The sequence below is a fragment of the Nonomuraea terrae genome, from assembly GCF_004348995.1.
GTDB lineage: Bacteria > Actinomycetota > Actinomycetes > Streptosporangiales > Streptosporangiaceae > Nonomuraea > Nonomuraea terrae.
On record NZ_SMKQ01000029.1, the window covers coordinates 1 to 22,114 of the forward strand.

A 22,114-nucleotide genomic window follows, 5' to 3' on the forward strand; every position below is an offset into this window, starting at 1 on the left:
CGCTCCGCCCGACCCGCTCCGCCCGTCGCTCCGGCCGTCGCCGCCCGAGGCGGCAGGCCCGCCGGCCGGGTCTGCGTCGTGGAATCCGTCGAACGCCGACAACCAGGGAGCGTCGTGCTGGCCCAGGACCGCGTCGAGAGTCACCAGCCGGACGGGCTCACCGCCCAGGTCGGCGATGCCCCGGCGGATGTCGCGGACCAGCCGATCGACCGCCGGCCAGAGCCGCCCGCCCGTGTCGTCCCAGAGCGCCGCCCACCCGGTGGCGCCCAACTCGCCGTACGCGACCGCTCTCACCCGCTCCCACGGACGGGTGCGAACGGCGTCGCGCACACTCCGCCCGGGATCGCCGAACCCCAGCAGGGCCTGAAACGCCGGATCTGCGACGAGGGCCGACACCGCCTCGACGCCGCCCTCCGCACCGCTCTCGGCACCGGCCGGCGCCCGCTCCACGCTGCCGTCAGCGACGGCCGACGCCTTCTCGACACCGCCCACGGCCACAGCCGACCCCTGCCCGGCACCGCCCACGGCGGTGGGCGGCGCCTGGCCGGCACCGCTCTCGACGGCGGCCGGCACCTGCTCAGGACTGCCTTCAGCGAACGCGCCGAGCACGGACGCCGCCGGCGCCCGGCGCATCTCGTCGCCACCTGTCAGCCAGGCGGCGGCCAGGGCTCCGGCCGCGGGAGAGGCCAGCACGACCACCTGCTCGGGCTCGGCCAGCCCCGCCTCGCGGTACGCCTGCCGCACCGCTGCCTCGGCGTCGCCGCCCGGCCCGGTCGCGAGGGCGACGCCCTCCCACGTCAACGTCTCCATCAGTCGGCCACCACCCGATAGGACCCCGGGACGTATTCACGCTGCCGCACCACGCGATACCAGCCCTTCGGCAGGGAGATCGCCTCGTGTTCCTCGTGCACGAGACGCCCGCCCTCGGGCAGGTGCAGGAAGCCTCGGGACAGCGTGCCCGGCCCGGGAATCGCGTGGCAGTGCCCGGTCGCCTCGCCGTACGCCAGCACGAGCCGCCCGCGGGCATCCCGCGGCTCCGGCCGCACCGAGCTCGGCGCGGACTCATCGGCAATGGGGACGAGCAGGATGTCACCCTGTCGGTACATCGGCCAACCTCCATCAATCGGGGGGTGAGGGAAAGCTACCGATCCCCACCGACATTTCCCCGCCACGAACGAGCACCCGTGTCAGACGCGCCAGACTGCCGCGCTGACCTCGGCGGCAACACCTGCCGGAGACAGCATCGGTGACCGCCGGCCGGCGCGCACGGTCAGTCCGTGACAGGCGCGGGAGACAGGGGCGCGCACGGTCAACGGTGGCGGGCGCGGGAGGCGGCGGCGTGGGCGCGGTTGGCGCAGCGAGTGGAGCAGAACTGGCGGCGGCCCGGGCGGCTGCGGTCGACGAACGCGTCGCGACACGGGCGGGCGGCGCACAGCCGCAGGCGTTCCCAGTCGCCGGCCGCCGCGACGTCCAGCAGCTCCGCCACCGCGCGCACGGCGAGCCGCTCGGCGAGCGCCGCGTGCTCGGCGGCGGCGAGCCGCAGGACGGGAGTGCCGTCCGACTCCGCCACGACCGCGCGCACCGACAGCTCGGTGGCCCACAGCGCCAGGGTGTGGGTGCGTTCGGCGGGTTCGTCGGCCAGGATCGCGCGCAGCCTCCGGCGCACCTCACGCACCTGCCACAGCGCGTCCGGCTCGCCGGCCCAGGGCTCGCCCAGCTCGGCGCAGAACCGGCGCAGGGCCTCGGCGTCGGGCAGCCGCTCAGGGTCGTCCAGGTACTCGTCCCACGTGTTGGCGAGATCGAGGGCCACGAGACCCGTCTCGGCGTACTGGCGCATCCGCCCACCTCCTGTTACCGTCACGACTATGAACACAATAAACCCTGACAGGAGGTTGGTAGTCCGCGACGCCCCCTCCAACCTCGGCCTGCGCCCGCCCGCTCCTGACACGGTCCCCGGCTGCTACAAGGCCCCGTGGGCGTTGCGCGACGCGGGCCTGCTCGCGCGGCTCGGCGCTGCCGACGCGGGAGCGCTGGTCCCGCCGCGCTACGTGGCCACGTGGAAGGAGGGCGACGGCGTGCGCAACGGCCCAGCGATCGCCGCCTACGCCCGCGCCCTGGCCGGCCGGGTGAGCACCATCAGGGCGGACGGCGGGTTCCCGATCCTGCTGGGCGGCGACTGCTCGATCCTGCTCGGCCCCGCCCTGGCGCTGCGCCGCGAGGGCCGCTACGGGGTGGCGTACCTGGACGCGCACGCCGACTTCCGCCACCTGGGCAACTCTCCCTACGTCGTCTCGGCGGCCGGCGAGGACCTCGCCCTGGTCACCGGCCGGGGCGAGGACCGCCTGACGGACATCGACGGCCTGCGGCCGTACGTCAGGGACGAGGACGTGATCGTGCTCGGCGTCCGCGACGAGGAGGACCTGCGCGACGTGGCGGACAGCGGGCTGGCGTACGTCCCGGGAGCGGACATCCCGCTCGCCGCCGTCGAGGAGGTGCTCGTGCGCGACGACCTCGACGGGTTCTGGATCCACGTCGACGCCGACGTGCTCGACCCGTCGGTGTTGCCGGCCGTCGACAGCCCCACCCCGGGCGGCCTCGACGCGGACGGGCTGACCGGCCTGCTCCGCGGGCTGCTCGCCCTGCCGGGCGCCGCCGGCCTGCAGCTCACGATCTACGACCCCGACCTCGACGAGGACGGCACGCAGGCGGCCCTGCTGGCCGACATCCTGGTGTCCGCCTTGACCTGAGACCTGGAGGGGTCAGCGAAAAGACGCCGCTGTAGGCGTTGAGCACGGGCCGGCCGCCGAGGTGGGGTACACGGACGGCGAGCGCCGCTCCCTCTGCGCACAACGCGGTCGTTCCTGCTGGGCGACCGAGGCCCGGCCTCAGGGTGGAATCGGCCTACGTCACGGCAGCTCGTGAGAACGGCCTGCGTACCCTGGGGCGGGTGAGAGACGACATCTCCGATCAGGAGCTGCTGCGCGCCGCCCGGGACGGCGAGGTGCCCGCGCTGGGCGCGCTGCTGGAGAAACACCGGGCCGGCATGCGGGCGGTGGCCCTGAGCGTGCTGGGCAACGTGCCCGACGTGGAGGACGCCGTGCAGGAGGCGTCGATGATCGCCCTGCGGCGTATCGGCGACGTGCGGCGGCCGGAGTCCTGTGGCGCGTGGCTGCGCATGATCGTGCGTAACGTCTGCCGCGCTCACCTGCGCTCGGCGGGCGCTACGACGCCGGTCCAGGACCTGGCGGCGCTCGCGGCGGAAGCGGGCCCCGAGCAGGTCATCGACCGGCACGCGATGCGCGACTGGCTCTGGCGGGCGATCGACGAGCTGTCCCCCACCCTGCGCATGACGGTGATGCTGCGGCACTTCAGCCCCCGCACTCCTTCCTACGAGCAGATCGCCGCCCTGTGCGGCGTGCCGGTGGGCACGGTGCGCAGCAGGCTCAGCGAGGCCAGGGGCAGACTGGCCGAGGCGATGGCCGCGACCGCGGACGCGGCGCACGGCGACGCGCTCGCGCGGTCACGGGCGAGCGCCCTGGAGGCGGCGGAGACCCTGGCCGCGGTCGAGCAGGGGCGGTTCGCGGAGCTGGCGGCCGAGCGGTGGACGCCTCACGTCGCCTACTACTCCGGACGGCAGCGGGTGGGCGACCGGGACTTCCTGATCCGGGGCATGGTGAGCGATCTGGAGGCGGGCGTGCGTCAGCGCTTCGTGACCGCCGTCGCGAGCCGCGACACCACCATCTGGGAGATGGACATGGTGAACCCGCCGGACAATCCGCACCACTGCCCTCCGGCGGTCGCCTGGCTGATGTCCATGCGGAACGGCCGGATGCACCAGCTGCGGCTCTTCCACGCCGGCTGAAAGTGGCGCGGATCACTCTTCCCGCATCGAACTTCCCCGGCCTCGCCGCATCTTGTGGGTGTCCGACTACCTCCCACATGGAGATTTCGATGGAGAAAGACCTGTTGTCCCCCGGCGCCCACGACGTCGCGGTGGACGGCCTGACCCAGCGGTACCACGTGTACGGCTCGGGCCCGGTCTGCGTGGCCATGCCAGGCGGGCCCGGCGTGATCTGGGAGTCCCTGCGCATGCCGGCCGCGGAGGAGTTCCTCACCATGGTGTACGTCGAGCCGCTCGGCACCGGCGGTTCGCAACGCCTGCCGTCGCATCCGGACGGCTACAGCCGTAAGCGCTACACGAGAAGCCTGGTCGGCCTGCTGGATCGGCTGTCCCTGCCCCTGGTGATCCTTCTCGGGCACTCGCACGGCGGTTTCGTGGCCCAGTACTTCGCGCTGCACCACCCCGACCGGCTCAGCGGCCTGGTGCTGTACGAGAGCGCCCCGGTGACGGGTCCGCCGCACATCGCCGAGGCCGGCACCAAGATCGAGGAGTTCGTCCGGCGGCACGAGGGTCAGGCCGGCCTCCCCAGGGTGCTCCACGGGCTCCAGTCCATGAGCGTCACCGACGACGAGGAGATCACGACAACGCTGCGTGACCTGATGCCGGTCTTCTTCGCGAACTACTGGGAGCGCGAGAACGAGTTCGGGAGCCTGCGCGAGACGATCTCCTGCACCTACATCTCGTCCCTCGACGAGAAACTGGAGCCCGACATCATCGACGACCGGGACACCCTGCCGTCGCTCGCCGTGCCCACCCTGGTCGTGGTCGGCCGGTACGACGTGCAGTGCGGCCCGCGGTGGGCGGAGGAACTCCACGCCCTGATTCCGGGGTCACGGCTGGTCGTGCTGGAGGACAGCGCGCACATGGGTCACCTGGAGGAACCCGCCGCGTTCGCGAACGCCCTGCGGGACTTCACCCGGTCGATCCCCGCGTAACCCCCTGCGGCCCCCGTCACCTGGGACGGGGGCCTAACCCGGCATCACGTACGGGCTCGTGCTGGTGTGGCCGGCGCCGTTCGTGGCGGTGATCGCCGTCCACGGCCCCGAAGGCGTGTACGGCGCCCAGGCCGACTCCAGCCGCCCGCCCGCGTGCCACTCCTGCGCCACGGCGGCCTCACCGAAACGCAGCGTGCCACCGCGCAGGTTGTAGCCCTCGACGAGGACGCCCGGCCGCCCGTTCATCTCCTTGGGGTAGGCGTTGACGATGATCGGCTGCTGCCACCCCTGTGCGATGCCGTCGGCCAGCGACGGCGCGCCGGGCCGGTCCTGGCAGGTGAAGAACGGCTCCCACCCGTACGAAATGATCTTCGCGGAGTACGGCGCCACCGCCATGACCTGCTGGTCGAGCCGGGCCTTGGTGGTGCGCCCGCGCAGCGGCAGCGGGTCGACGCGGCCGCACTCCCCCGGCACCGGGGTGGGCTCGAAGCCCTCGACGTTCGCCCACAGCTCCACCCCGTCGGGCACCCGCCGGGCCGCCGCCACCATGAACTCGCGCGTGGAGCCGTAGTAACCCTGCTCGTAGGTCACCTGGCCGACGACCGGCGCCAGCCGGGGGGCCACCACGGCGCCGTCCTCCTGCTCACCGTGCACCGGCACCTTGCCGGTGCCCCGCCCGTCCTGCACGGCGACGGCCATGGGCAGGCCCGCCCGCGTGGAGGCGATGTCGGCGAGCCCTTCCTCGGTCTGCTCCGGCGGGAACCCGCGGCCGCGCCGGCCGTCGATGTACGGGCTGACCACGATCTTCCTGCCGGGCAGCGCCGCGGCCACAACCTCGTGCTGGGCCGCGTACAGGGCGATGATCGGGTCGGTGTCGGAGCGCGCCCGCATGGCCAGCTCGAACGACTGGTACACCCCGCCGAACGCCGTCATCGCCTGGAACCGCTGCCGGTAGTCGGCCAGCACCCGCGCAGTGAAGGCGTTGAGCGCGTCGACGTGGTCGAGGTCGGGCTCCCACGGCTTGCCCTCCCGCTGCGGCGCCGCGGGCAGCCCCGGGAAGACCGTCACGCCGTACGCGCTCGCCTCGGTCATGAGGTGGCCGATCCCGTCGCCGTCGGTGGAGACGATCACCAGGTCGTGCTCGGGGTCGGTGCAGGACGCGGCCAGCGACAGCCGGTAGAAGATCCGCTCACCGACCACCACCCGCCGGTCGAGCCCGGGGCAGCGCAGCATGCCCTTCCCGAACTCCTCGCTGGTCGTGTACGAGTAGACGTGGCGGATCCGGGTGCCCGGCACCTCGGCGCACGGCCGGCCGTCGATCACGCAGTCGGGGTCGGACCCGACGGCGAACCGGGGGCCGAACGTGATCAGCGTGTCGCCGCCGATCCTGCGGATCCCCTCGACCATGCTGCGGGTGACGCACCGGTCGGCGCGCGGGATCACCCAGTAGCCGGTGACCGCGTAGGGGGCTGTCACGCGGGTGTCGCGCGGCGGGCACCCGTCGCCGGGCGGCTCTTCGGGGTCGTCGGGGACGACCATGGCCCCGACCATGACGACCACCAATGCCACTGCCGAGACGATCCACAGGATCCGGTGCACGCACGCCCCTTCCACGCCAACACCACCCTACGTATCACTGCCCCGGTGCGAGCGGTCGTGAGGTGATCGCGCAGAATGGGCGGACAGGGGGGAACATCGTGCGAATCGATCTCAGCGGAAAGACGGCTCTGGTCACCGGCTCCACCCAGGGCATCGGGGCGGCCATCGCCACCGGCCTGGCCCGGGCGGGCGCCCGCGTCGGCATCAACGGCCGCGGTGAGGCCTCGGTGGCGGCGGCCGTCGAACGGATGGAATCGGGCCTCGACCTGGTGGCGGCGCCCGGCGACGTCTCGACGGAGGAGGGCTGCGGGCAGGTGCTGCGGATGCTCCCCGACGTCGACATCCTGGTCAACAACCTGGGCATCTTCGGCGCCACGCCGGCGCTGGAGATCACTGACGAGGAGTGGCGGCGCTACTTCGAGGTCAACGTGCTGGCCGCGGTGCGCCTGACCCGCGCGTACCTGCCGGCCATGAAGGAGCGCGGCTGGGGCCGGATCCAGTACATCGCCAGCGACTCCGCCGTCGTCATCCCGGCCGAGATGATCCACTACGGCATGACGAAGACCGCGCTGCTGGCCGTCTCGCGAGGCTTCGCCAAGGAGGCGGCCGGCACCGGGGTGACGGTCAACTCGGTGATCGCGGGGCCCACGCACACCGGCGGCGTGGAGGATTTCGTCTACCAGCTGGTGGACCGCGAGCTGCCGTGGGAGGAGGCGCAGCGGGCGTTCATGGGCGAGCACCGCCCGCAGTCGCTGATCCAGCGCCTCATCGAGCCCGACGAGATCGCGAACATGGTGGTCTACCTCAGCTCGCCGTTCGCCTCGGCGACGACGGGCGGCGCGGTGCGCGTGGATGGCGGCTACGTGGACGCGATCCTGCCCTAGAGCTTCGCCCGGAGCAGCTTGCCGCATTCATCAATGAATGCGGCAAGCTGCTCACCGCGGTCGCCATTTCCCTCCCCGCAAAAAGCGCCCGCGGGCCCAGCTAGTCAGTGAGCAGATCGAGATTGATCGCCGCCCAGAACAGAATGGTGGCCACGAACGCCACCTTCAGCAAAGTGCCGATACCGCGCCAGAAGTCGCCGCGGATGCCGGGGAGCGCCGCGACGGCCTTCGCGAGATTGGCGACGGCGTCCCGCCACTTGCTGTAGAGATCGATTGCGCGTTGCAGCCGTCGGCCGACGATGATGAACGCGAACGCGATAATGATCAGAATCATGACGTCACGGTCTCCGCCCACCAGACAAAGGTAAGCGGCTGGTCAGACCATGGCCAGAAAATCGCCGTGATCGGCGAAACAGGCGCCTTCAATTAACAGTCAAATTCCGAAGATATCCCTCCAATTAGGCGAATATCGCGATATCGGATATTACGCCCACTTAACTGCATTATCACTTGCCGGCGTTCGACCGGGCGGCGGCGCGGACGAGTGCGGAGCGTTCCTGGGCGCTGATCAGGTCCGCCGCGACGAGCCGGTCGGCGACTTCGGTCACGTGCCGCACGAACTGGCCGTGGTTCGGCCAGTCCTCCGTGTCGAGGATGTGGTCGTTGACCGTGCAGGTGCCGGCCAGCGTACGGTTCGGCACCCCGCTGTCGACTTCGCCGACCACCACCGTCGGCCGGGCGTCCGGCTCGGCGCAGATCGGCATCGCGAGCGGCCCGCCGACGACGGGCAGGTCGAGCGACGTTCTTGTGAGGTCGACGGTGAGCACGGTGCCCGGCGCGGGATGCAGGGTGAACTCGTGGTCGGTCGAGAAGATCATCAGCCCGATCCGCGACCCCGCGGGGACGACCTGGTCGTCCGGCTGCAACGGCACGGTCAGCTCGACGAACTCGCCGGGTTCGAGCGGGTCGCCGCGCCGCAGCGAACGGTTGTTCTGCGGGTCGGCCCAGCCACGGGTGATGATGCTGGTCGTCGAGCCGCGGGTGCTGGACTCGCAGCCCACCCCGCTGGTCCACGGCAACCGGACCAGCGCGATCGACAGGTTCGCCGCCGGCTTGCTCACGGCCAGCCGGATCCGGACCTGGGCGGTGCCGGAGATGTGCACGGGTGCGCTGAGTTCGGGGGTGACGTAGAGCAACCGGTGCTCCGACGCCTGGGTGGCCAGGGTGCCCGCGTTGCAGGCCAGGTCACCGGCGTCGACGAGTTGCTCCGTGCCGCTGTCCGCCCGGGCCAGCGAGGTCAGCCCGCCGGCGGTGCCGCCGCCCTGCTGCAACGTCAGGCCGACCGGTGCCGCCTCGGGGTTCGGATAGTCGGCGTAGGGCGTGAGCCGGCTCTCCCCGGTCTCGTTGCGGACGATCCAGGCCCGGGGATCGTTCTCGACGTCGTTGTGCTGCCCGTAGAGATAGCGGGTGAACCACCGGTTGCGCATGTCCAGCGGCGGCGCGCCGCCGTGCCCGCCCTGGTGGAAGTACGCCTGGACCGGTGTGCCCTGCGCCTTCAGCGCGTCGAGGATCCGGACACTGTGCTCCGGCACCACGTTCCAGTCGTTGAAGGCGTGCGCCATCAGGGTGGCCGCCCGGACTCCGCGCACCGCGTTGAGGAGGTCCCGCCCCGCCCAGAAGTCGTTGTAGTCACCGGTCGCCCGGTCCTGGTGCCGGTTCATCAGGTCGACGCGGACGTGCTGGGCGCAGTATTCCCTGCGGTCCGGATAGCCGCTGCTGATGTAGTCGAAGAGGTAGTCGATGTCCTCGCCCAGCCAGCCGCCCGGGTGCCGGACCAGCCCGTTCGAGCGGTAGTAGTGGTAGTAGGAGGTGTTCGGCGCGATCGGGACGATCGCCTCCAGCCCCTCGACCCCGGTCGTGGCCGCCGCGAGGGGAAGCGTCCCGTTGTACGACGTACCGGTCATCCCGACCTTGCCGGTGGACCATCCGGTGGCCGAGACCTGCTCGCCGCCGACGACGCTGGTGTAGCCCTTCGCCCGGCCGTTCAGCCAGTCGACGATCGCCTTCGGCGCCAGCGACTCGTTGGCTCCGCCCACCGTCGGGCAGCCTTCGGACAGCCCGGTGCCGGGCGAGTCCGAGTGCACGACCGCGAAACCGCGCGGCACCCAGGTGCTGACCTCGCTGGTCGACACGGCGGTCCGGTCCGGCCTGAACGCGATCGGGGGCGGCGAGGTCCGGGGCGGAGGCTCCTTGCCGAGCTCGGTGTTGACGTTCCAGAAGTACTGCCGCTGGGTCGAGGCCGTTCCCGCGTAGTACGGGCTGGTCTCGTAGATCACCGGCACCTTCAGCCCGTCGGCGGTCGGCCCCGGCCTGGTCACGTCCACGTGCATGCGGTCGAGCCGGCCGTCGCCGTCGGAGTCGAACTCCGTCTCGACCCATAATCGCTCCCGGATCCAGGTGCCGGGATCGGCGAACTCGGACACGATCTGGGCCTGTCCGTCGGCGAAGACCGGCCCCGGGAGCGGGTCGGCGGTGGCCGGCGCGGCAGTCGCGGCGGCGGTGAGCGCCACCAGCGCCGGCACGACCAGCAGAGTGGAGATTCCCAGGCGTGGCGTTCCTCGCGTCATCGTGAATCACTCCATGTCAGCGCGGCGGCCGACGGAGCACCTGGTCCGACGGCATCGAAGAGCGCGGCGCTGTCACCCGCGGTGCACCTCGTGGCCGGGCTGGGTCTCCGTCTGGTCAGCCGACCCTATCCGCGGCGCCGACAGGGATCACCCGACATCTGACGGAACTTCGGCGGGCGGGATTCGACCGCCGTAGCGCCGGGACGGGCCGCTGTGCGGTGCTGCCCGGCTGGTCCCGCCGCCGCGCGACGGGTCGCCGGCCTCCCCTCAGGCCAGCCGCGCCGCCAGCCAGTCGAAGGCCTGCTCCTGCCGGGGCACGTCGAAGCTGTGCGGCACGTCGGCGAAGACCGCCTCGTACGCCTCGGGCGCGTCCCGGTAGCGCTCCTCGATCACGGCGTGCGCCCGGCGCATACCCGCCTCCGGGAACAGCTCGTCGCGCAGCGCGTACTGCACCATGAGCGGCGCGGGCGCGCGCGAGGCGACCAGGTCGGGCCAGTCGCCCAGCCGCGGCAGCCCCGGCGGGTAGAACATCCAGGTGTGCCGGTGCACGTGCGTGCCGATCAGGTCGCGGTACGACGACATCATGGCCGCCACCACGACGGCCCTGATCTCGGGGTCGAACGCGCCGAGCAGGCCCGCCCTCAAGCCGCCGCCCGACAGCCCGGCGCAGCCGACCGGGCCTACGTCGGGCCGCGAGCGCAGGTAGGCCGCCGCGGCCAGGTCCTCCCCCGCCACCACACCCGCGAACGACGTGCCGAGCGCCGCGCAGTGCTTGGCCACGACGTGCTCGTGCTCCCGGGCGGCGGCGTCGTACCGGTCGGGCTCGCTGCCGGGGCCGTCGGGGACGTCCAGCGGGAAGCGGCGGCTGCCCCAGGCGAGCACGTCGTGCGCGAGCACGGCGAAGCCGCGCCGGGCCAGCGCCCCGGCGAAGGCGCGCCCGCCGTAGACGGCGTCCCTGAGCCTGCGCACCTCCGGCGACGGCCCCTCGGGGCCATCGGCGATCTTGTCCTTGCCGGCCCACTTCATGCTGGAGTGACAGTGCAGCGCCACCACGCCGGGCAGCGGCCCGTCCGCGTCACGGGGCCGCAGCAGGTACGCCCCCGTGCGCGGCCCGAAGCCGACCGTCCAGGACAGCTCCTCGCCCCGCAGGTCGCCGTCGGTCCAGGTGCGCTCGACCCGCACGTCCCGCGCGGTCAGGTCGAGCACCCCCATGGCGTCCCGCGCCGCCGCCCGCAGCTCGGCCCCGGGCAGCGCCGGCGTCGGCCCGAACTGCGCCGCGGCGACCACGGCCAGCTCAGCGAACACGCGTGCCGTCGTCGGCCAGGTGGACGGGAGCCCCGGTGCGGGCCGAGACGTTGGCCGCGTGACCGGTCAGCACGCTGCGGATGCCGTCGCGGTAGCCGGCCTGCCGGGCCAGCGGGTCGCCGCCGGGGCCGCGGAAGACGTCGTCGAGCAGCAGCCGGTCGCCGCCGCCGTGCCCGCCGGCGCCGCTCTCGATGGGCACCTCCTCCGGCGGGCTCCAGTGGCGGCGCAGCGTGAGCCGCTCCGACGAGCCGGTAGCGTGCTCCTTGGCGGCCGCGCTCGGGTCGATGGCGGCGTGCGGCGGCGTCCACTCGCGCTCGACCACGTCGAGCTCCAGCCGGCCCTCGGTGCCGTTGAAGGCGACCCGGTAGCCCTCCCACGGCGCGTGCGCGTGCAGCGAGTACGTCAGGATCGCCCGGTTGGTGTAGCGGACGAGCACCGACATGTTGTCGTCGATGTCGATGCCCTCGCCGAAGACGTCCTGGTCGCGGATGTAGCCGTCCTCGTGCTCGGCGTCCAGGTAGAGGCTCTTGAGCCGGGGGTCCTGGGAGATGTCGAGGATGAACGGGTCGCTGCCCAGGCCCGGCGCGCCCTGCCCGCGCACGGGCCGCTCCTCCAGGCCGCGCTTCCTGGCGTTGCCGGCGCCGTAGAAGCGCAGGTCGGTCTGGGCGAAGACGAGCTCGGGCGCCGCGCCGAGCCACCAGTTGACCAGGTCGAAGTGGTGGGTGGACTTGTGCACGAGCAGGCCGCCGGAGTTGGCGCGCTCGCGGTGCCAGCGGCGGAAGTAGTCGGCGCCGTGGATCGTGTCCAGCGTCCACTCGAAGTGCACCGACGTCACCTCGCCGATCGCGCCCTCCATCAGCAGGCGGCGCACGGCCGAGTTGCGCGGCGAGTAGCGGTAGTTGAAGGTGACGATCAGCTTGCCGGCGCTGCGTTCGGCCGCCGCGGCGATGGCCGCGCAGCCCTCGGCGTCGGTCGTGAGGGGCTTCTCCACGATGACGTCGCGGCCGGCGTCGAGCGCCGCGCACACGTAGCGCGCGTGCGTGGCGTCGACGGTGGTGACGATGACCGCGTCGGCGAGCTCGAGCACCTTGTCGAACTCCGCGGGCCCGAAGCAGGGCACCTCGCCGCCGATCCGCTCGGCGTAGTAGGCCATGCGGGTCCGGTTCGTGTCGCACAGGGCGACGATGGTGCCGGCGTCGCGCCACTCCCCGAGCAGCGCGTCGACGTACATCTGCGCGCGGTGCCCCAGCCCGACGAACGCGTACTTCATGTCTCTCCTCTTGCTGTCAGCCCGCGATCGAGGCGTTGGCCTCGGCGATGAGTTTCGCCGCGGCGTCGTCCGGGGTCATCCTGCCGAACATGACCTCCTCGGAGTAGCGGGTGAGGATGTCCTCCATGGCGCTGGCGCCCTTCGGCGGGGCCGCCGGCGGGTCCTTCAGCTCGCTCTTGGCCTCTTCGAGGAAGGCCAGGGTCTTCTGGTCGGCTTCCGGCAGTTTGTCCCTGACCGCCGCCAGCACCTTGGCGTTGGCCGGCAGGCCGCGGTCGCTGAGGATGATCTGGCCCGCCTCCGGGTCGTTGATCATGAAGTCGATGAACTTGGCGGCCTCGGCCGCGTGCTCCGACTGCGACGAGGCGGCCAGGAACATCGCCGGCTGCATGAACATGCCGCCGGTCGTGGCGCCCTCCAGCTTCGGCATCCGCAGCAGCTCGAGGTTCTGCCCCGAGGCGCTCGCCGCCGCGCCGAGCTGGTTGCTCCACCACATGCCCATCGCGCCGGTGTTGGTGCCGAGCAGCGACTGGTCGACGCTGGTCGCGCCGACCTCCGCGCTCTTGGCCGCGTCGGGCGAGCCCTTGGTCTCGATCAGTTTCTGCATGATGGCCCACCATTCCTTGATGGTCTGGGGGGACATCGCGAGCTGGTTGCCCTGGTAGAAGGACTCGCCCTTCTGCGCCGCGTAGATCTCCAGGTACGCCGGGTTCCAGCTGAGCTGCGTGCCGGTGACCTTGCCGTCGCTTCCCGAGGTGATCTTGGAGGCCAGGTCGACGTAGTCGTCCCAGGTCCACGTGGTGTCGTCGGGCAGCTTCTGCCCGCTGCTCTCGACCAGGGCGGGGTTGACGATCAGGGAGAAGGCGTTGGCGCCGTTCGGGATGGCGAACTGCTTGCCGTCGATGGCGCCGGTGGCCAGCAGCTTGGCGTCGATGTCGGCGGCGTTGACCGAGCTGGACAGGTCGGCCAGGGTGCCGCGGTCGGCGTATTCGCGCAGCGCGCGGATCTCCAGCTGGATGACGTCGGGGGCGTCACTGGCCGCGACCTTCGTCGACAGTGATTCGTAGTAACTGTCGAAGTCGGAGAACTCGCCCTCGACCTTGATGGTCGGGTTCTTCGCCTCGAACTTCGCGATGGCCTCTTCGGTCATCTTCTGCCGGGCGTCGCTGCCCCAGTAGGAGAAGCGCAGCGTGACCGTGCCGCCGGCGCCCTCGCCGCCGTCGCCTCCGCCGCCACAGGCCGCGGTGACCGCCAGCAGAGCGGCGGCGAGTAATGCCGCGGACCACTTTCTCTTGCCTGAGCTCACGGCTTGACCTCCTGTAGGGGGTTTCAGTTGGGGGGATGAGCTACTTCAGGCCCGTGGTGGAGATACCACGGATCAGGTATTTCTGGCCGGCCAGGAAGAACCCGAAGATGGGGCCGAGCGCGATGATCGACATGGCGAACATCGGCCCCCACGAGGAGTCGCTACTGGCGTCCAAGAACGTGCGCAACGCTACCGGCACGGTGAAGTTGTCGGGATTGTTGAGGTACAGCAACTGGCTGAGGAAGTCGTTCCACGTCCAGATGAACGTGAAGATCGCGGTCGTGGCCAGCGCGGGCAGGCACAGCGGCATGACGACCCTGATGAAGATCCGCCAGTAGCCGGCCCCGTCGATCTCCGCGGCCTCGTCCAGCTCGCGGGGCAGCGTCCGGATGAACTGCACCATGAGGAAGATGAAGAACGCGTCGGTGGCCAGCACCTTCGGCATGAGGAGCGGCCAGATCGTGTTGATCAGGTCGAGCTTCGAGAACATGATGTACTGCGGCACGATCGTCACGTGGTACGGCAGCATGATCCCGCCCAGCATGAGCGTGAACCACAGCTTCTTCAGCGGAAACTCCAGCCGCGCGAAGGCGTAGGCCGCCAGCGAGCAGGCCACCAGGTTCGCGACCACCGACAGCCCGGTCACGACCGCGGAGTTCCACAGGTAATAGCCGAAGGAATGCTTGAGCGCCGTCCAGCCGGCGGTGTAGTTCTCCAGCGTGACCTGGCTGGGCCACAGCCCCGGCTCCCGGAAGATGAGATCCTCCGGCTTGAGCGAGCTGGAGATCATCCAGAGCAGCGGATAGATCATGACCAGGCCGAAGGCGATCAGCAACGCGTGCTTGACGAGCCGTCCGCCCCTGATCGGGCGGAACAGGAACGGGATCGGCCTACTTGGTGTCGCCATAGAAGACCCAATACTTGGAAGCGAGGAAATTCACCGCGGTGAGCCCGGCGATGATCAGCATCAGGACCCAGGCCATCGCGGCCGCGTAGCCCATGTCGTAGTCCCTGAACCCTTGCAGGTAGAGGTAGAGCGTGTAGAAGAGCGTGGAGTCGGCCGGTCCGCCGCTGCCGTTGCTCACGATGAACGCCTGCGTGAACGACTGGAACGACTTGATGAGCTCCAGCACCAGGTTGAAGAAGATGATCGGCGTCAGCAGGGGCAGCGTGATCGCGCGGAACTGCCGCACCGGCCCGGCGCCGTCCACCGCGGCGGCCTCGTAGTAGCTGCTCGGGATCTGCCGCAGGCCCGCCAGGAAGATGATCATAGGGGCGCCGAACGTCCACACGTGCAGGAGGATCAGCGTGCCCAGCGCGTAGTCGGGGTGGGCGACCCAGCCGGTGCCCTGGATGCCGAAGATCGCCAGCACCGCGTTGACCAGCCCGTCGGCGCCGAACACCTTGCGCCACAGGATCGCGATCGCGACGCTGCCGCCGAGCAGCGAGGGCAGGTAGAAGACGGAGCGGTAGAACGGCAGGCCGCGCAGCCCCCGGTCCAGCACCAGGGCCAGCCCGAGCGCGAAGGCCAGCTGCATCGGCACCGAGACGACCACGTAGACCGTGGTCACCCAGAGGGAGTTGAGGAACCTCGGGTCCTGCGTGAACATCCGGACGTAGTTGTCCCAGCCGACCCACGTGGCCTCATCGAGCAGGCTGTAGTCAGTGAACGACAGGTACAGCGAGGCCACGATCGGGCCGATGGTGATGACGAGCAGGCCGGCGAACCAGGGCGCCAGGAAGAGGTAGGCGGCCCGCGCCTCGCGGCGGGAACGTTTGGTGGAGCGGTGGCCGCCGCGTGCGGGTTCGGTCACCGCGTCCCGGGGCTTCACCGCCACCGAGTCAGCCATGACGGAACTCATTCGTCATCACGGACCTTCCGGCGAGATGTGAATGGATAGCGCTTTCCTATAGCCGTCCGGAAAGTTCCGTCAACCCTTTGCAGACGTTACATAGCCGTTACCGATATATCGCCAAGACGTTTTCCCAGTTGAACGATGTGGCCAGCTGATAAGTCAGACGAATTTCGCTCCGGTTTAGTACAACCGTTTGCAGCAGCACGCTACCGTGGAGCCGCAGTGGAGTCTCTGACGACCAGGCGCGTCTCCAGCGAGGTGGTCGCGCTCACCTCCTGGATGAGCAGATCCACCGCCAGCCGCCCGGCGGCGGCCGTCGGCATGGCGACCGTGGTGAGCTTCGGGCGGTTCAGCCGTCCCGGCACGATGTCGTCGATCCCCACCACGCTGACGTCCTGCGGCACGCTCAGCCCGAGCTCGCCGAGCCCCTCGATGAGCCCGATGGCCACCAGGTCGTTGTAGGCCAGCACGCCGGTCACGCCGGAGTCGCGCACCCGCCGCGCCGCCGCGAAGCCGCCCCGCTCGATGGGCGCGTTGGGGCCGACGACGACCAGCTCGACGCCCGGCACCTGCTCGGCGGCCGTACGGATCTCGGCGCTCGTCCACGAGCCGGCCGGCCCCGACACCAGGGCCACGCGGGTGTGCCCGAGCCCGGCGAGGTGCTCGACCGCCAGCCTGGCGCCGTGGCCGACGTCCATCAGCACCGTGGCCGCGCCGCGCAGCCGCCGGTTGATGACCACGAACGGCACCCGCTCGGCCAGCCGTTCCAGGGCCTTGTTGGACGAGCGCGGGCTGCACAGCACCACGCCGTCCACCTGTTTGGAGAACGCCTGCACGAGCTCCTCCTCGGCGGCCGGCTCCTCGTCGGTGTCGGCCACGAACAGGTGGTAGTCGCGCTGGCGGGCGGCCGCGTGGGCGGCCTTGATCAGCGGCGGGAAGAACGGGTTGGCGATGTCCGCCACGATGAGACCGAGGTTGTGCGTACGACCGGTCGTGAGCGCCCGCGCCGCCCGGTTGGGCCGGTAGCCCAGCTCCTCGGCCACCGCCAGGACCCGGGTGCGGGTGGTGGCGTTCACCATGTGGGGAGCGGAGAACGTCCGGGACACAGTGGACACATGCACGCCGGAGGCCCGGGCCACATCACGAATCGTCACTGTCACAGTCGCCCACCATAACGCAACCGCTTGCAGAATCCCGGTCCGACGTGAAAGCGCATGCCCCTCAAACCGCTTCCGGCCTCCTCGGGAACCCCCAGCTAGAGGGCCGGGCAGCAAATCACCTCTTGACGGCCCGGCCTTCCTGACACAAAGGTTTGGTGCAACTGTTTGCAGTCCTGAAGGAGCACCTCACGGTGAGCAGAGTCCTCGTCACCGGAAGCGCCGGACGCCTCGGCCGCAGCGTGGTCACCACTCTCGCGGCGGCCGGGCACGAGGTCATCGGTGTCGACCGCGCCCCGGGCACCCCCGCCGAGGCCGCCGTCACGTTCCCGGCCGACCTGACCGACACGGGTGAGGCGTTCGAGGTGATGGCGAGGTTCCGGCCCGAGTCGGTGATCCACCTGGCCGCCATCGCGACGCCGTTCAGCGCCCCGGAATCGGTCATCTTCAAGGTCAACACGCGGCTCGCGTTCAACGTGTGCGAGGCGTCGGTGGCCCTGGGGGTGGCGGGCGTGGTGGTGGCCAGCAGCCCCACCGTCATCGGGTACGGCGCGCCGGGCGGCTGGGCGCCGTCGTACCTACCGATCGACGAGGAGCACCCGGTCCGGCCGTGGAACGCCTACAACCTGTCCAAGGTGGTGGCCGAGCAGACCATGAAGGCGTTCGCCGTGGCGGGGAGCACCCGCATGGCGGCGGTGCGGCCGTGCTTCGTCATCCCGCCCGAGGAGTGGGCGGGTGCGCCCACGCAGTCGGGTCACACCGTGCGCGAGCGGCTCGACCGGCCGGATCTGGGCGGGGTGTCGCTGTTCAACTACATCGACGCCCGCGACGCCGCCGAGCTGATCGCCGTGCTCGCCGAGGCCCTGCCCGACGTGCCGAACGGCGAGGTGTTCTTCGCCGGCGCGGCCGACGCGCTGGCCAGGAAACCCCTGGCCGACCTGCTCCCCCATGTCGTGCCCGGCACCGAGCCGTTCGCGGCCGGGCTCACCGGCACCCTGCCGGCCTTCTCGACCGCCAAGGCGACGCGCCTGCTCGGCTGGCGACCCCGGCGCAGCTGGCGTTCCGAACTCAAGGATGAGACCGAATGAATCTCAGCGGTGTGCTGTTCTTCCCGGTGACCCCGTTCGACGCGGGCGGCGCGCTCGCCGAGGACGTGCTGGCCGAGCACGTCAGGCAGGGCATGGAGCACGGTCCCGGCGGTGTGTTCGCGGCGTGCGGCACGGGCGAGTTCTCGGCCCTGTCGGAGGCGGAGCACGCGCGGGCCGTCCGGGTGACCGCCGAGGCGGTGGGCGGCCGGGTCCCCGTGTTCGCGGGCGCGGGCGGGCCGCTGGGGACGGCGCTGAACCAGGCGCGGGCCGCCCGTGCGGCGGGCGCCGACGGGCTGCTGCTCATGCCGCCGTACCTGGCGCAGGGACCGGGGCACGGGTTCACCGAGTACGTGCGCGCGGTCGCCGCGGAGCTGCCGGTGATCGTCTACCAGCGCGGCTCGGTGGTGCTCGACCCGGACGCCGTGGTGGAGCTGGCCGGCCTGCCGGGCGTCATCGGGCTCAAGGACGGCGTGGGCGACATCGACCGCATGCAGCGGACCGTGCTGGCGGTGCGCGAGCGGTATCCGGACTTCCTGTTCTTCAACGGCCTGCCGACGGCCGAGCTGACCATGCCGGCCTACCGGGGCCTCGGCGTGCGGCTGTACTCCAGCGCGGTGTTCGCCTTCGCCCCCGAGATAGCGCTGGCCTACCTGAACGGCGACGAGCGGCTGCTGACCGAGTTCTACGCCCCGCTGGTCCGCCTGCGCGCCAAGGTCCCCGGCTACGCGGTCTCCCTGGTCAAGGCGGCCGTCCGGCTGCGCGGCCTCGACGTGGGCACCGTCCGGCCGCCGCTGGTCGAGCTCACCGACGAGCACCTGGCGGAGCTGGAGGCGCTGATCAAGACCGGCCTGGAATCTGCCCGTGAGGGAGCGCCGTCGTCTGGAGGAGCGGCGGGAGCGCAGCGACCAGAGCGGGGGAAGGCGGCGGCATCCGAGCGACCGAGCCGCCGAACGGAGTGAGGCCATGAGTACGTGAGGGAGCGCCGTCGTCTGGAGGAGCGGCGGGAGCGCAGCGACCAGAGCGGGGGAAGGCGGCGGCATCCGAGCGACCGAGCCGCCGAACGGAGTGAGGCCATGAGTACGCGAGGGAGCGCCGTCGTCTGGAGGAGCGGCGGGAGCGCAGCGACCAGAGCGGGGGAAGGCGGCGGCATCCGAGCGACCGAGCCGCCGAACGGAGTGAGGCCATGAACGCCGTGATCGCCGATCTGCGGACCGAGCTGCGCACGGCTGCGCTGCCAAGGCCGTGGGGTCCGGACGTGCCGTACAACCATGTGGTCGTCACGCACGTCACGCTCAAGGACGGCCGCACCGGCACCGGGTTCGCGTGGACGCCGCAGATCGGCGCGCACGCCGTGCGGGCGCTGCTCGACCACGACCTGCGCGAGGCGCTGATCGGCCTGCCCGCGCACCCCGAGGTGGTGTGGGACGGGCTCTGGCGGCATCTGCGCGAGGCCGGCCCCGGCGGGATCACCACGATCGCGCTGGCCGGGATCGACCTCGCGCTGTGGGACCTGCGCTGCGGTGAGCGGGGCCTGGCCGACGCGCTCGGGCGGCGGCGCGACGAGGTGCCGGTCTACGGCAGCGGCGTCAACCTGCACTACTCGCTGGACGAGCTGGTCGAGCAGGCCCGGCGCTGGGTGGCCGCCGGTTTCCACGGTGTCAAGATCAAGGTGGGCCGGCCGGACCTCGCGCGGGACGTCGAGCGGGTCGCCGCGGTGCGTGAGGTGATCGGCCCCGACCGGCTGCTGATGATCGACGCGAACCAGCGGTGGGACCTGCACCGGGCGCGGCGGGCGATCGCCGCGCTGCGCGAGTTCGATCTCCACTGGGTCGAGGAGCCGCTGCCGGCAGACGACGTGGCCGCGCACGTGGAGCTGCGCCGCTCGATCGACGTGCCGGTCGCGGTCGGCGAGAACGTCTACACCACCTACGGCTTCCGTGACCTGCTCGCGGCGGGCGCGTGCGACGTGGTGCAGCCCAACGTCGTGCGGGTCGGCGGGATCACGCCGTTCCTGCGGATCGCCGAGCTGGCCAGGACGTACGACGTGCCGGTCTACCCGCACCTGCTGAGCGAGCTGTCCGGGCAGCTGGCGCTGGCCCTGCCGCTGCCGGTCATGGTCGAGGACGTGGAGGACGCGTCGTTCGCCCGGCTGGGGCTGCTGGCGGAGCCGTACCCGGTGCGGATCGCCGGAGGCGTGCTGCGCGCGGGCGGGCACGCCGGGCTCGGGCTGAGGTGGTCGTGATAGCGCCGGTGAAGGTGGTGCTGGCCGGCGCGCAGGGGCACGGGCAGCACCACTTACGCAACCTGCGCAGGCTCACCGGCCTCGGCGTGGTCGAGCTGGCCGGGATCTGCGACCTGCGCCCGGTGGAGGTGGACTTCGCGGCGCCGCCGCAGTCGTCCGACCTGGGCGAGCTGGTCGAGAAGACCGGAGCGGAGATCACGATCGTGTGCACGCCGATCCACACGCACGCCGACCTCGCGGTGACCGCGCTGCGCGCCGGCTCCCACGTGCTGCTGGAGAAGCCGCCCGCGGCCACGCCCGAGGCGCACCGGCGGATCGCCGAGGCCGCGGCGCGGACCGGGCGGGCCTGCCAGGTCGGGTTCCAGTCGCTGGGCTCGGCGGCCGTCCCCGCGCTGCGCGAACTGATCGCGAACGGGACTCTCGGGAAGGTGCGCGGCATCGGCGGCGCGGGCGCGTGGGTGCGGCCCGCGGCCTACTTCACCCGCTCGCCGTGGGCGGGCCGGCGCCGCCTCGACGACGTGGACGTGGTGGACGGCGCCCTGACGAACCCGTTCGCGCACGCCGTCGCCACCGCGCTCGCGCTGGCCGACGGCCCCATCGCGCGGATCGAGACCGAGCTCTACCACGCCTTCCCGATCGAGTCGGACGACACCTCGTGCGTGCGCATCCGGCTGGCGGACGGGCTGGTGATCACGATCGCGGTGACGCTCTGCGCCAAGGAGCGGCACGAGCCGTACCTGGTCGTGCACGGCGAGCGGGGCACGGCCACACTCGTCTACACCGAGGACCGGCTCACGGTCGAGCTCGCCGACGGCTCGCGCACGACGACCGTGTACGAGCGCACCGACCTGCTGGAGAACCTGGCCGACCACGTTCGCACGGGCGCGGACCTGCTGGTCCCGCTGCCGGCCACCGAGACCTTCACCCAGGTGCTGGACGCCGTGCGGCTGGCCCCCGAGCCGGTCCCGATCCCCGAGCGGCACCAGGTCGTGGAACGGGACGCCGCCGGCGAGGTCGTGGGCCGGCTGCTGCCCGGCGTGGCCGAGCTGACGGCGCGCAGCGCGCGCGAGCTGACCCTCTACTCCGAGCTGGGCGCCCCCTGGACGCGGGTGGAGCTGCTGGTGGCGGGTGAGCCGGTGGCGGCGTACGACTGGCGTCCCGACCTGCCGGCGACCGACTCGCCCCGGCCGTACCTGCACCACGTGCGCACGCGCGGGGGCGTGGAGGTCACCGAGGTCCGGCCGCCCGACCACGTGCACCACCTGGGCGTCGGCGTGGCGATCTCCGACCTCGGCGGCGCGAACTTCTGGGGCGGCCGCACGTACGTCAAGGACCGCGGCCCCACCTGGCTGGACGACCACGGCACGCAGCGGCACGTGGCCTTCTCCCGGCTGGCGGACGACGGCTTCACCGAGCACCTGGAGTGGATCGGCCCCGGCGGCCGGCCGATGGCCCGCGAGGAACGCACGGTCGCGGCGCGGCCGGTCGGTGACGCCTGGGCGCTGGACTTCGCGTTCACGCTGACGAATCTCACCGGCGCTCCCCTGACCGTCCAGAGCTCGGCCACCAAGGGACGGCCGGGCGCCGGCTACGGCGGCTTCTTCTGGCGAGCCCCCGGCACCTCCACCGCGCGCACCACGCTCCCCGGGGACGAGCGCGCGGTGCACGGCAGCCGGGGCCGGTGGGTGGCGATGTCCGGCACCACGCCGCAGGGCCGGGACTGGACGCTGATCTTCGTCCAGGCCGACGGCGACCCGTGGTTCGTCCGGGTGGCGGAGTATCCGGGGGTCGGGCAGGCGCTGGCCTGGGACGCGCCGCTGGTGGTGAAGACCACGCTGACCAGGCGCGTCGTGACGATCGTGGCGGACGGGCGACTGGATGAGGAGGAGGTTTCCGCCCTGGCGGCCGACGTGAGACTCTAAATCGGGAAAAATCCTAAATTAATAG

19 protein-coding genes and 1 pseudogene are annotated in these 22,114 nt (G+C 71.6%); 8 read left to right on the plus strand and 12 right to left on the minus strand.

The annotated features are described in order from the left end of the window. From E1286_RS12970 to E1286_RS12980, 3 genes and pseudogenes are all read right to left on the minus strand, one after another. Positions 1–810 (minus strand): annotated as a pseudogene (locus tag E1286_RS12970) (hypothetical protein); the annotation flags it as partial. Continuing rightward, positions 810–1,106 carry a hypothetical protein gene (locus E1286_RS12975; protein ID WP_132612090.1) on the minus strand — a complete coding sequence of 99 codons (297 nt, stop codon included), beginning with the start codon at positions 1,104–1,106 and terminating at the stop codon, positions 810–812. The gene E1286_RS12975 and the pseudogene E1286_RS12970, both read right to left, overlap by 1 nt. A gap of 203 nt (positions 1,107–1,309) precedes the next feature. Next, the gene (locus E1286_RS12980) at positions 1,310–1,837 is read right to left on the minus strand and encodes a CGNR zinc finger domain-containing protein (RefSeq protein WP_132612092.1); all 528 of its coding nucleotides are present in this window, start codon (positions 1,835–1,837) and stop codon (positions 1,310–1,312) included. Between the two features lie 28 nt (positions 1,838–1,865). Between E1286_RS12980 and E1286_RS12985 the strand changes: the two genes are divergently transcribed. The 3 genes from E1286_RS12985 (at position 1,866) to E1286_RS12995 (ending at position 4,836) form a co-directional block, all read left to right on the plus strand. Next, positions 1,866–2,747 carry an arginase family protein gene (locus E1286_RS12985; RefSeq protein ID WP_132612094.1) on the plus strand — a complete coding sequence of 294 codons (882 nt, stop codon included), beginning with the start codon at positions 1,866–1,868 and terminating at the stop codon, positions 2,745–2,747. A gap of 200 nt (positions 2,748–2,947) precedes the next feature. Further along, complete coding sequence (locus E1286_RS12990) at positions 2,948–3,862, plus strand: RNA polymerase sigma factor (RefSeq protein WP_223189880.1); 915 nt, start codon at positions 2,948–2,950, stop codon at positions 3,860–3,862. 89 nt (positions 3,863–3,951) lie between these two features. Then, positions 3,952–4,836, plus strand: a complete 885-nt coding sequence (locus E1286_RS12995) for an alpha/beta fold hydrolase (RefSeq protein WP_223189882.1) — start codon at positions 3,952–3,954, stop codon at positions 4,834–4,836. Positions 4,837–4,869: 33 nt separating this feature from the next. Here the strand turns inward: E1286_RS12995 and E1286_RS13000 are convergent, their stop codons facing one another. After that, on the minus strand, positions 4,870–6,435 hold the full coding sequence (locus tag E1286_RS13000; RefSeq protein ID WP_132612098.1) for a DUF4434 domain-containing protein: 1,566 nt from the start codon (positions 6,433–6,435) through the stop codon (positions 4,870–4,872). A gap of 98 nt (positions 6,436–6,533) precedes the next feature. Between E1286_RS13000 and E1286_RS13005 the strand changes: the two genes are divergently transcribed. Then, the gene (locus E1286_RS13005) at positions 6,534–7,319 is read left to right on the plus strand and encodes an SDR family NAD(P)-dependent oxidoreductase (RefSeq protein ID WP_132612100.1); all 786 of its coding nucleotides are present in this window, start codon (positions 6,534–6,536) and stop codon (positions 7,317–7,319) included. Positions 7,320–7,419: 100 nt separating this feature from the next. Here E1286_RS13005 and E1286_RS13010 read toward each other — a convergent pair whose 3' ends face one another. From E1286_RS13010 to E1286_RS13045, 8 genes are all read right to left on the minus strand, one after another. After that, positions 7,420–7,653: a hypothetical protein gene (locus E1286_RS13010; RefSeq protein ID WP_132612102.1), complete on the minus strand. Its 234-nt coding sequence runs from the start codon at positions 7,651–7,653 to the stop codon at positions 7,420–7,422. Between the two features lie 172 nt (positions 7,654–7,825). Beyond that, positions 7,826–9,946, minus strand: a complete 2,121-nt coding sequence (locus E1286_RS13015; RefSeq protein ID WP_132612104.1) for a Xaa-Pro dipeptidyl-peptidase — start codon at positions 9,944–9,946, stop codon at positions 7,826–7,828. 267 nt (positions 9,947–10,213) lie between these two features. After that, the gene (locus tag E1286_RS13020; protein ID WP_132612106.1) at positions 10,214–11,251 is read right to left on the minus strand and encodes a dienelactone hydrolase family protein; all 1,038 of its coding nucleotides are present in this window, start codon (positions 11,249–11,251) and stop codon (positions 10,214–10,216) included. Continuing rightward, positions 11,241–12,521 (minus strand): Gfo/Idh/MocA family protein, encoded by a 1,281-nt coding sequence (locus E1286_RS13025; protein WP_132612108.1) that lies wholly within the window; start codon positions 12,519–12,521, stop codon positions 11,241–11,243. Before E1286_RS13025 ends, E1286_RS13020 begins: the two co-directional genes overlap by 11 nt. A 16-nt stretch (positions 12,522–12,537) precedes the next feature. Beyond that, entirely contained in the window at positions 12,538–13,824 is a 1,287-nt protein-coding gene (locus tag E1286_RS13030) for an extracellular solute-binding protein (protein WP_132612110.1), read from the minus strand. 40 nt (positions 13,825–13,864) lie between these two features. Continuing rightward, positions 13,865–14,731 (minus strand): carbohydrate ABC transporter permease, encoded by an 867-nt coding sequence (locus tag E1286_RS13035; protein WP_132612112.1) that lies wholly within the window; start codon positions 14,729–14,731, stop codon positions 13,865–13,867. Continuing rightward, entirely contained in the window at positions 14,715–15,674 is a 960-nt protein-coding gene (locus E1286_RS13040; protein WP_132612114.1) for a carbohydrate ABC transporter permease, read from the minus strand. Before E1286_RS13040 ends, E1286_RS13035 begins: the two co-directional genes overlap by 17 nt. 212 nt (positions 15,675–15,886) lie before the next feature. Continuing rightward, positions 15,887–16,840, minus strand: coding sequence for a LacI family DNA-binding transcriptional regulator (locus tag E1286_RS13045; protein ID WP_132612116.1), 954 nt, complete (start codon positions 16,838–16,840; stop codon positions 15,887–15,889). 191 nt (positions 16,841–17,031) lie between these two features. Between E1286_RS13045 and E1286_RS13050 the strand changes: the two genes are divergently transcribed. From E1286_RS13050 to E1286_RS13065, 4 genes are all read left to right on the plus strand, one after another. Further along, entirely contained in the window at positions 17,032–17,925 is an 894-nt protein-coding gene (locus E1286_RS13050; protein WP_132612118.1) for an NAD-dependent epimerase/dehydratase family protein, read from the plus strand. Continuing rightward, positions 17,922–18,884 (plus strand): 5-dehydro-4-deoxyglucarate dehydratase, encoded by a 963-nt coding sequence (locus E1286_RS13055; RefSeq protein WP_132612120.1) that lies wholly within the window; start codon positions 17,922–17,924, stop codon positions 18,882–18,884. The genes E1286_RS13050 and E1286_RS13055 overlap by 4 nt, the downstream gene beginning before the upstream one ends. Before the next feature lie 224 nt (positions 18,885–19,108). After that, positions 19,109–20,167 (plus strand): mandelate racemase/muconate lactonizing enzyme family protein, encoded by a 1,059-nt coding sequence (locus E1286_RS13060; RefSeq protein WP_132612122.1) that lies wholly within the window; start codon positions 19,109–19,111, stop codon positions 20,165–20,167. Then, the gene (locus E1286_RS13065; protein WP_223189884.1) at positions 20,164–22,089 is read left to right on the plus strand and encodes a DUF6807 family protein; all 1,926 of its coding nucleotides are present in this window, start codon (positions 20,164–20,166) and stop codon (positions 22,087–22,089) included. Before E1286_RS13060 ends, E1286_RS13065 begins: the two co-directional genes overlap by 4 nt. The last annotated feature ends 25 nt before the right edge of the window (positions 22,090–22,114 follow it).

What these genes read in the sequence shown, in the direction of transcription:
- E1286_RS13010 (WP_132612102.1), bottom strand. Translation starts at nt 7,653, where the DNA reads ATGATTCTGATCATTATCGCGTTCGCGTTCATCATCGTCGGCCGACGG.
- E1286_RS13040 (WP_132612114.1), bottom strand. Translation starts at nt 15,674, where the DNA reads ATGGCTGACTCGGTGGCGGTGAAGCCCCGGGACGCGGTGACCGAACCC.
- E1286_RS12980 (WP_132612092.1), bottom strand. Translation starts at nt 1,837, where the DNA reads ATGCGCCAGTACGCCGAGACGGGTCTCGTGGCCCTCGATCTCGCCAAC.
- E1286_RS12985 (WP_132612094.1), top strand. Translation starts at nt 1,866, where the DNA reads ATGAACACAATAAACCCTGACAGGAGGTTGGTAGTCCGCGACGCCCCC.
- E1286_RS12975 (WP_132612090.1), bottom strand. Translation starts at nt 1,106, where the DNA reads ATGTACCGACAGGGTGACATCCTGCTCGTCCCCATTGCCGATGAGTCC.
- E1286_RS12995 (WP_223189882.1), top strand. Translation starts at nt 3,952, where the DNA reads ATGGAGAAAGACCTGTTGTCCCCCGGCGCCCACGACGTCGCGGTGGAC.
- E1286_RS13015 (WP_132612104.1), bottom strand. Translation starts at nt 9,946, where the DNA reads ATGACGCGAGGAACGCCACGCCTGGGAATCTCCACTCTGCTGGTCGTG.
- E1286_RS13035 (WP_132612112.1), bottom strand. Translation starts at nt 14,731, where the DNA reads ATGGCGACACCAAGTAGGCCGATCCCGTTCCTGTTCCGCCCGATCAGG.
- E1286_RS13060 (WP_132612122.1), top strand. Translation starts at nt 19,109, where the DNA reads ATGAACGCCGTGATCGCCGATCTGCGGACCGAGCTGCGCACGGCTGCG.
- E1286_RS13055 (WP_132612120.1), top strand. Translation starts at nt 17,922, where the DNA reads ATGAATCTCAGCGGTGTGCTGTTCTTCCCGGTGACCCCGTTCGACGCG.
- E1286_RS13025 (WP_132612108.1), bottom strand. Translation starts at nt 12,521, where the DNA reads ATGAAGTACGCGTTCGTCGGGCTGGGGCACCGCGCGCAGATGTACGTC.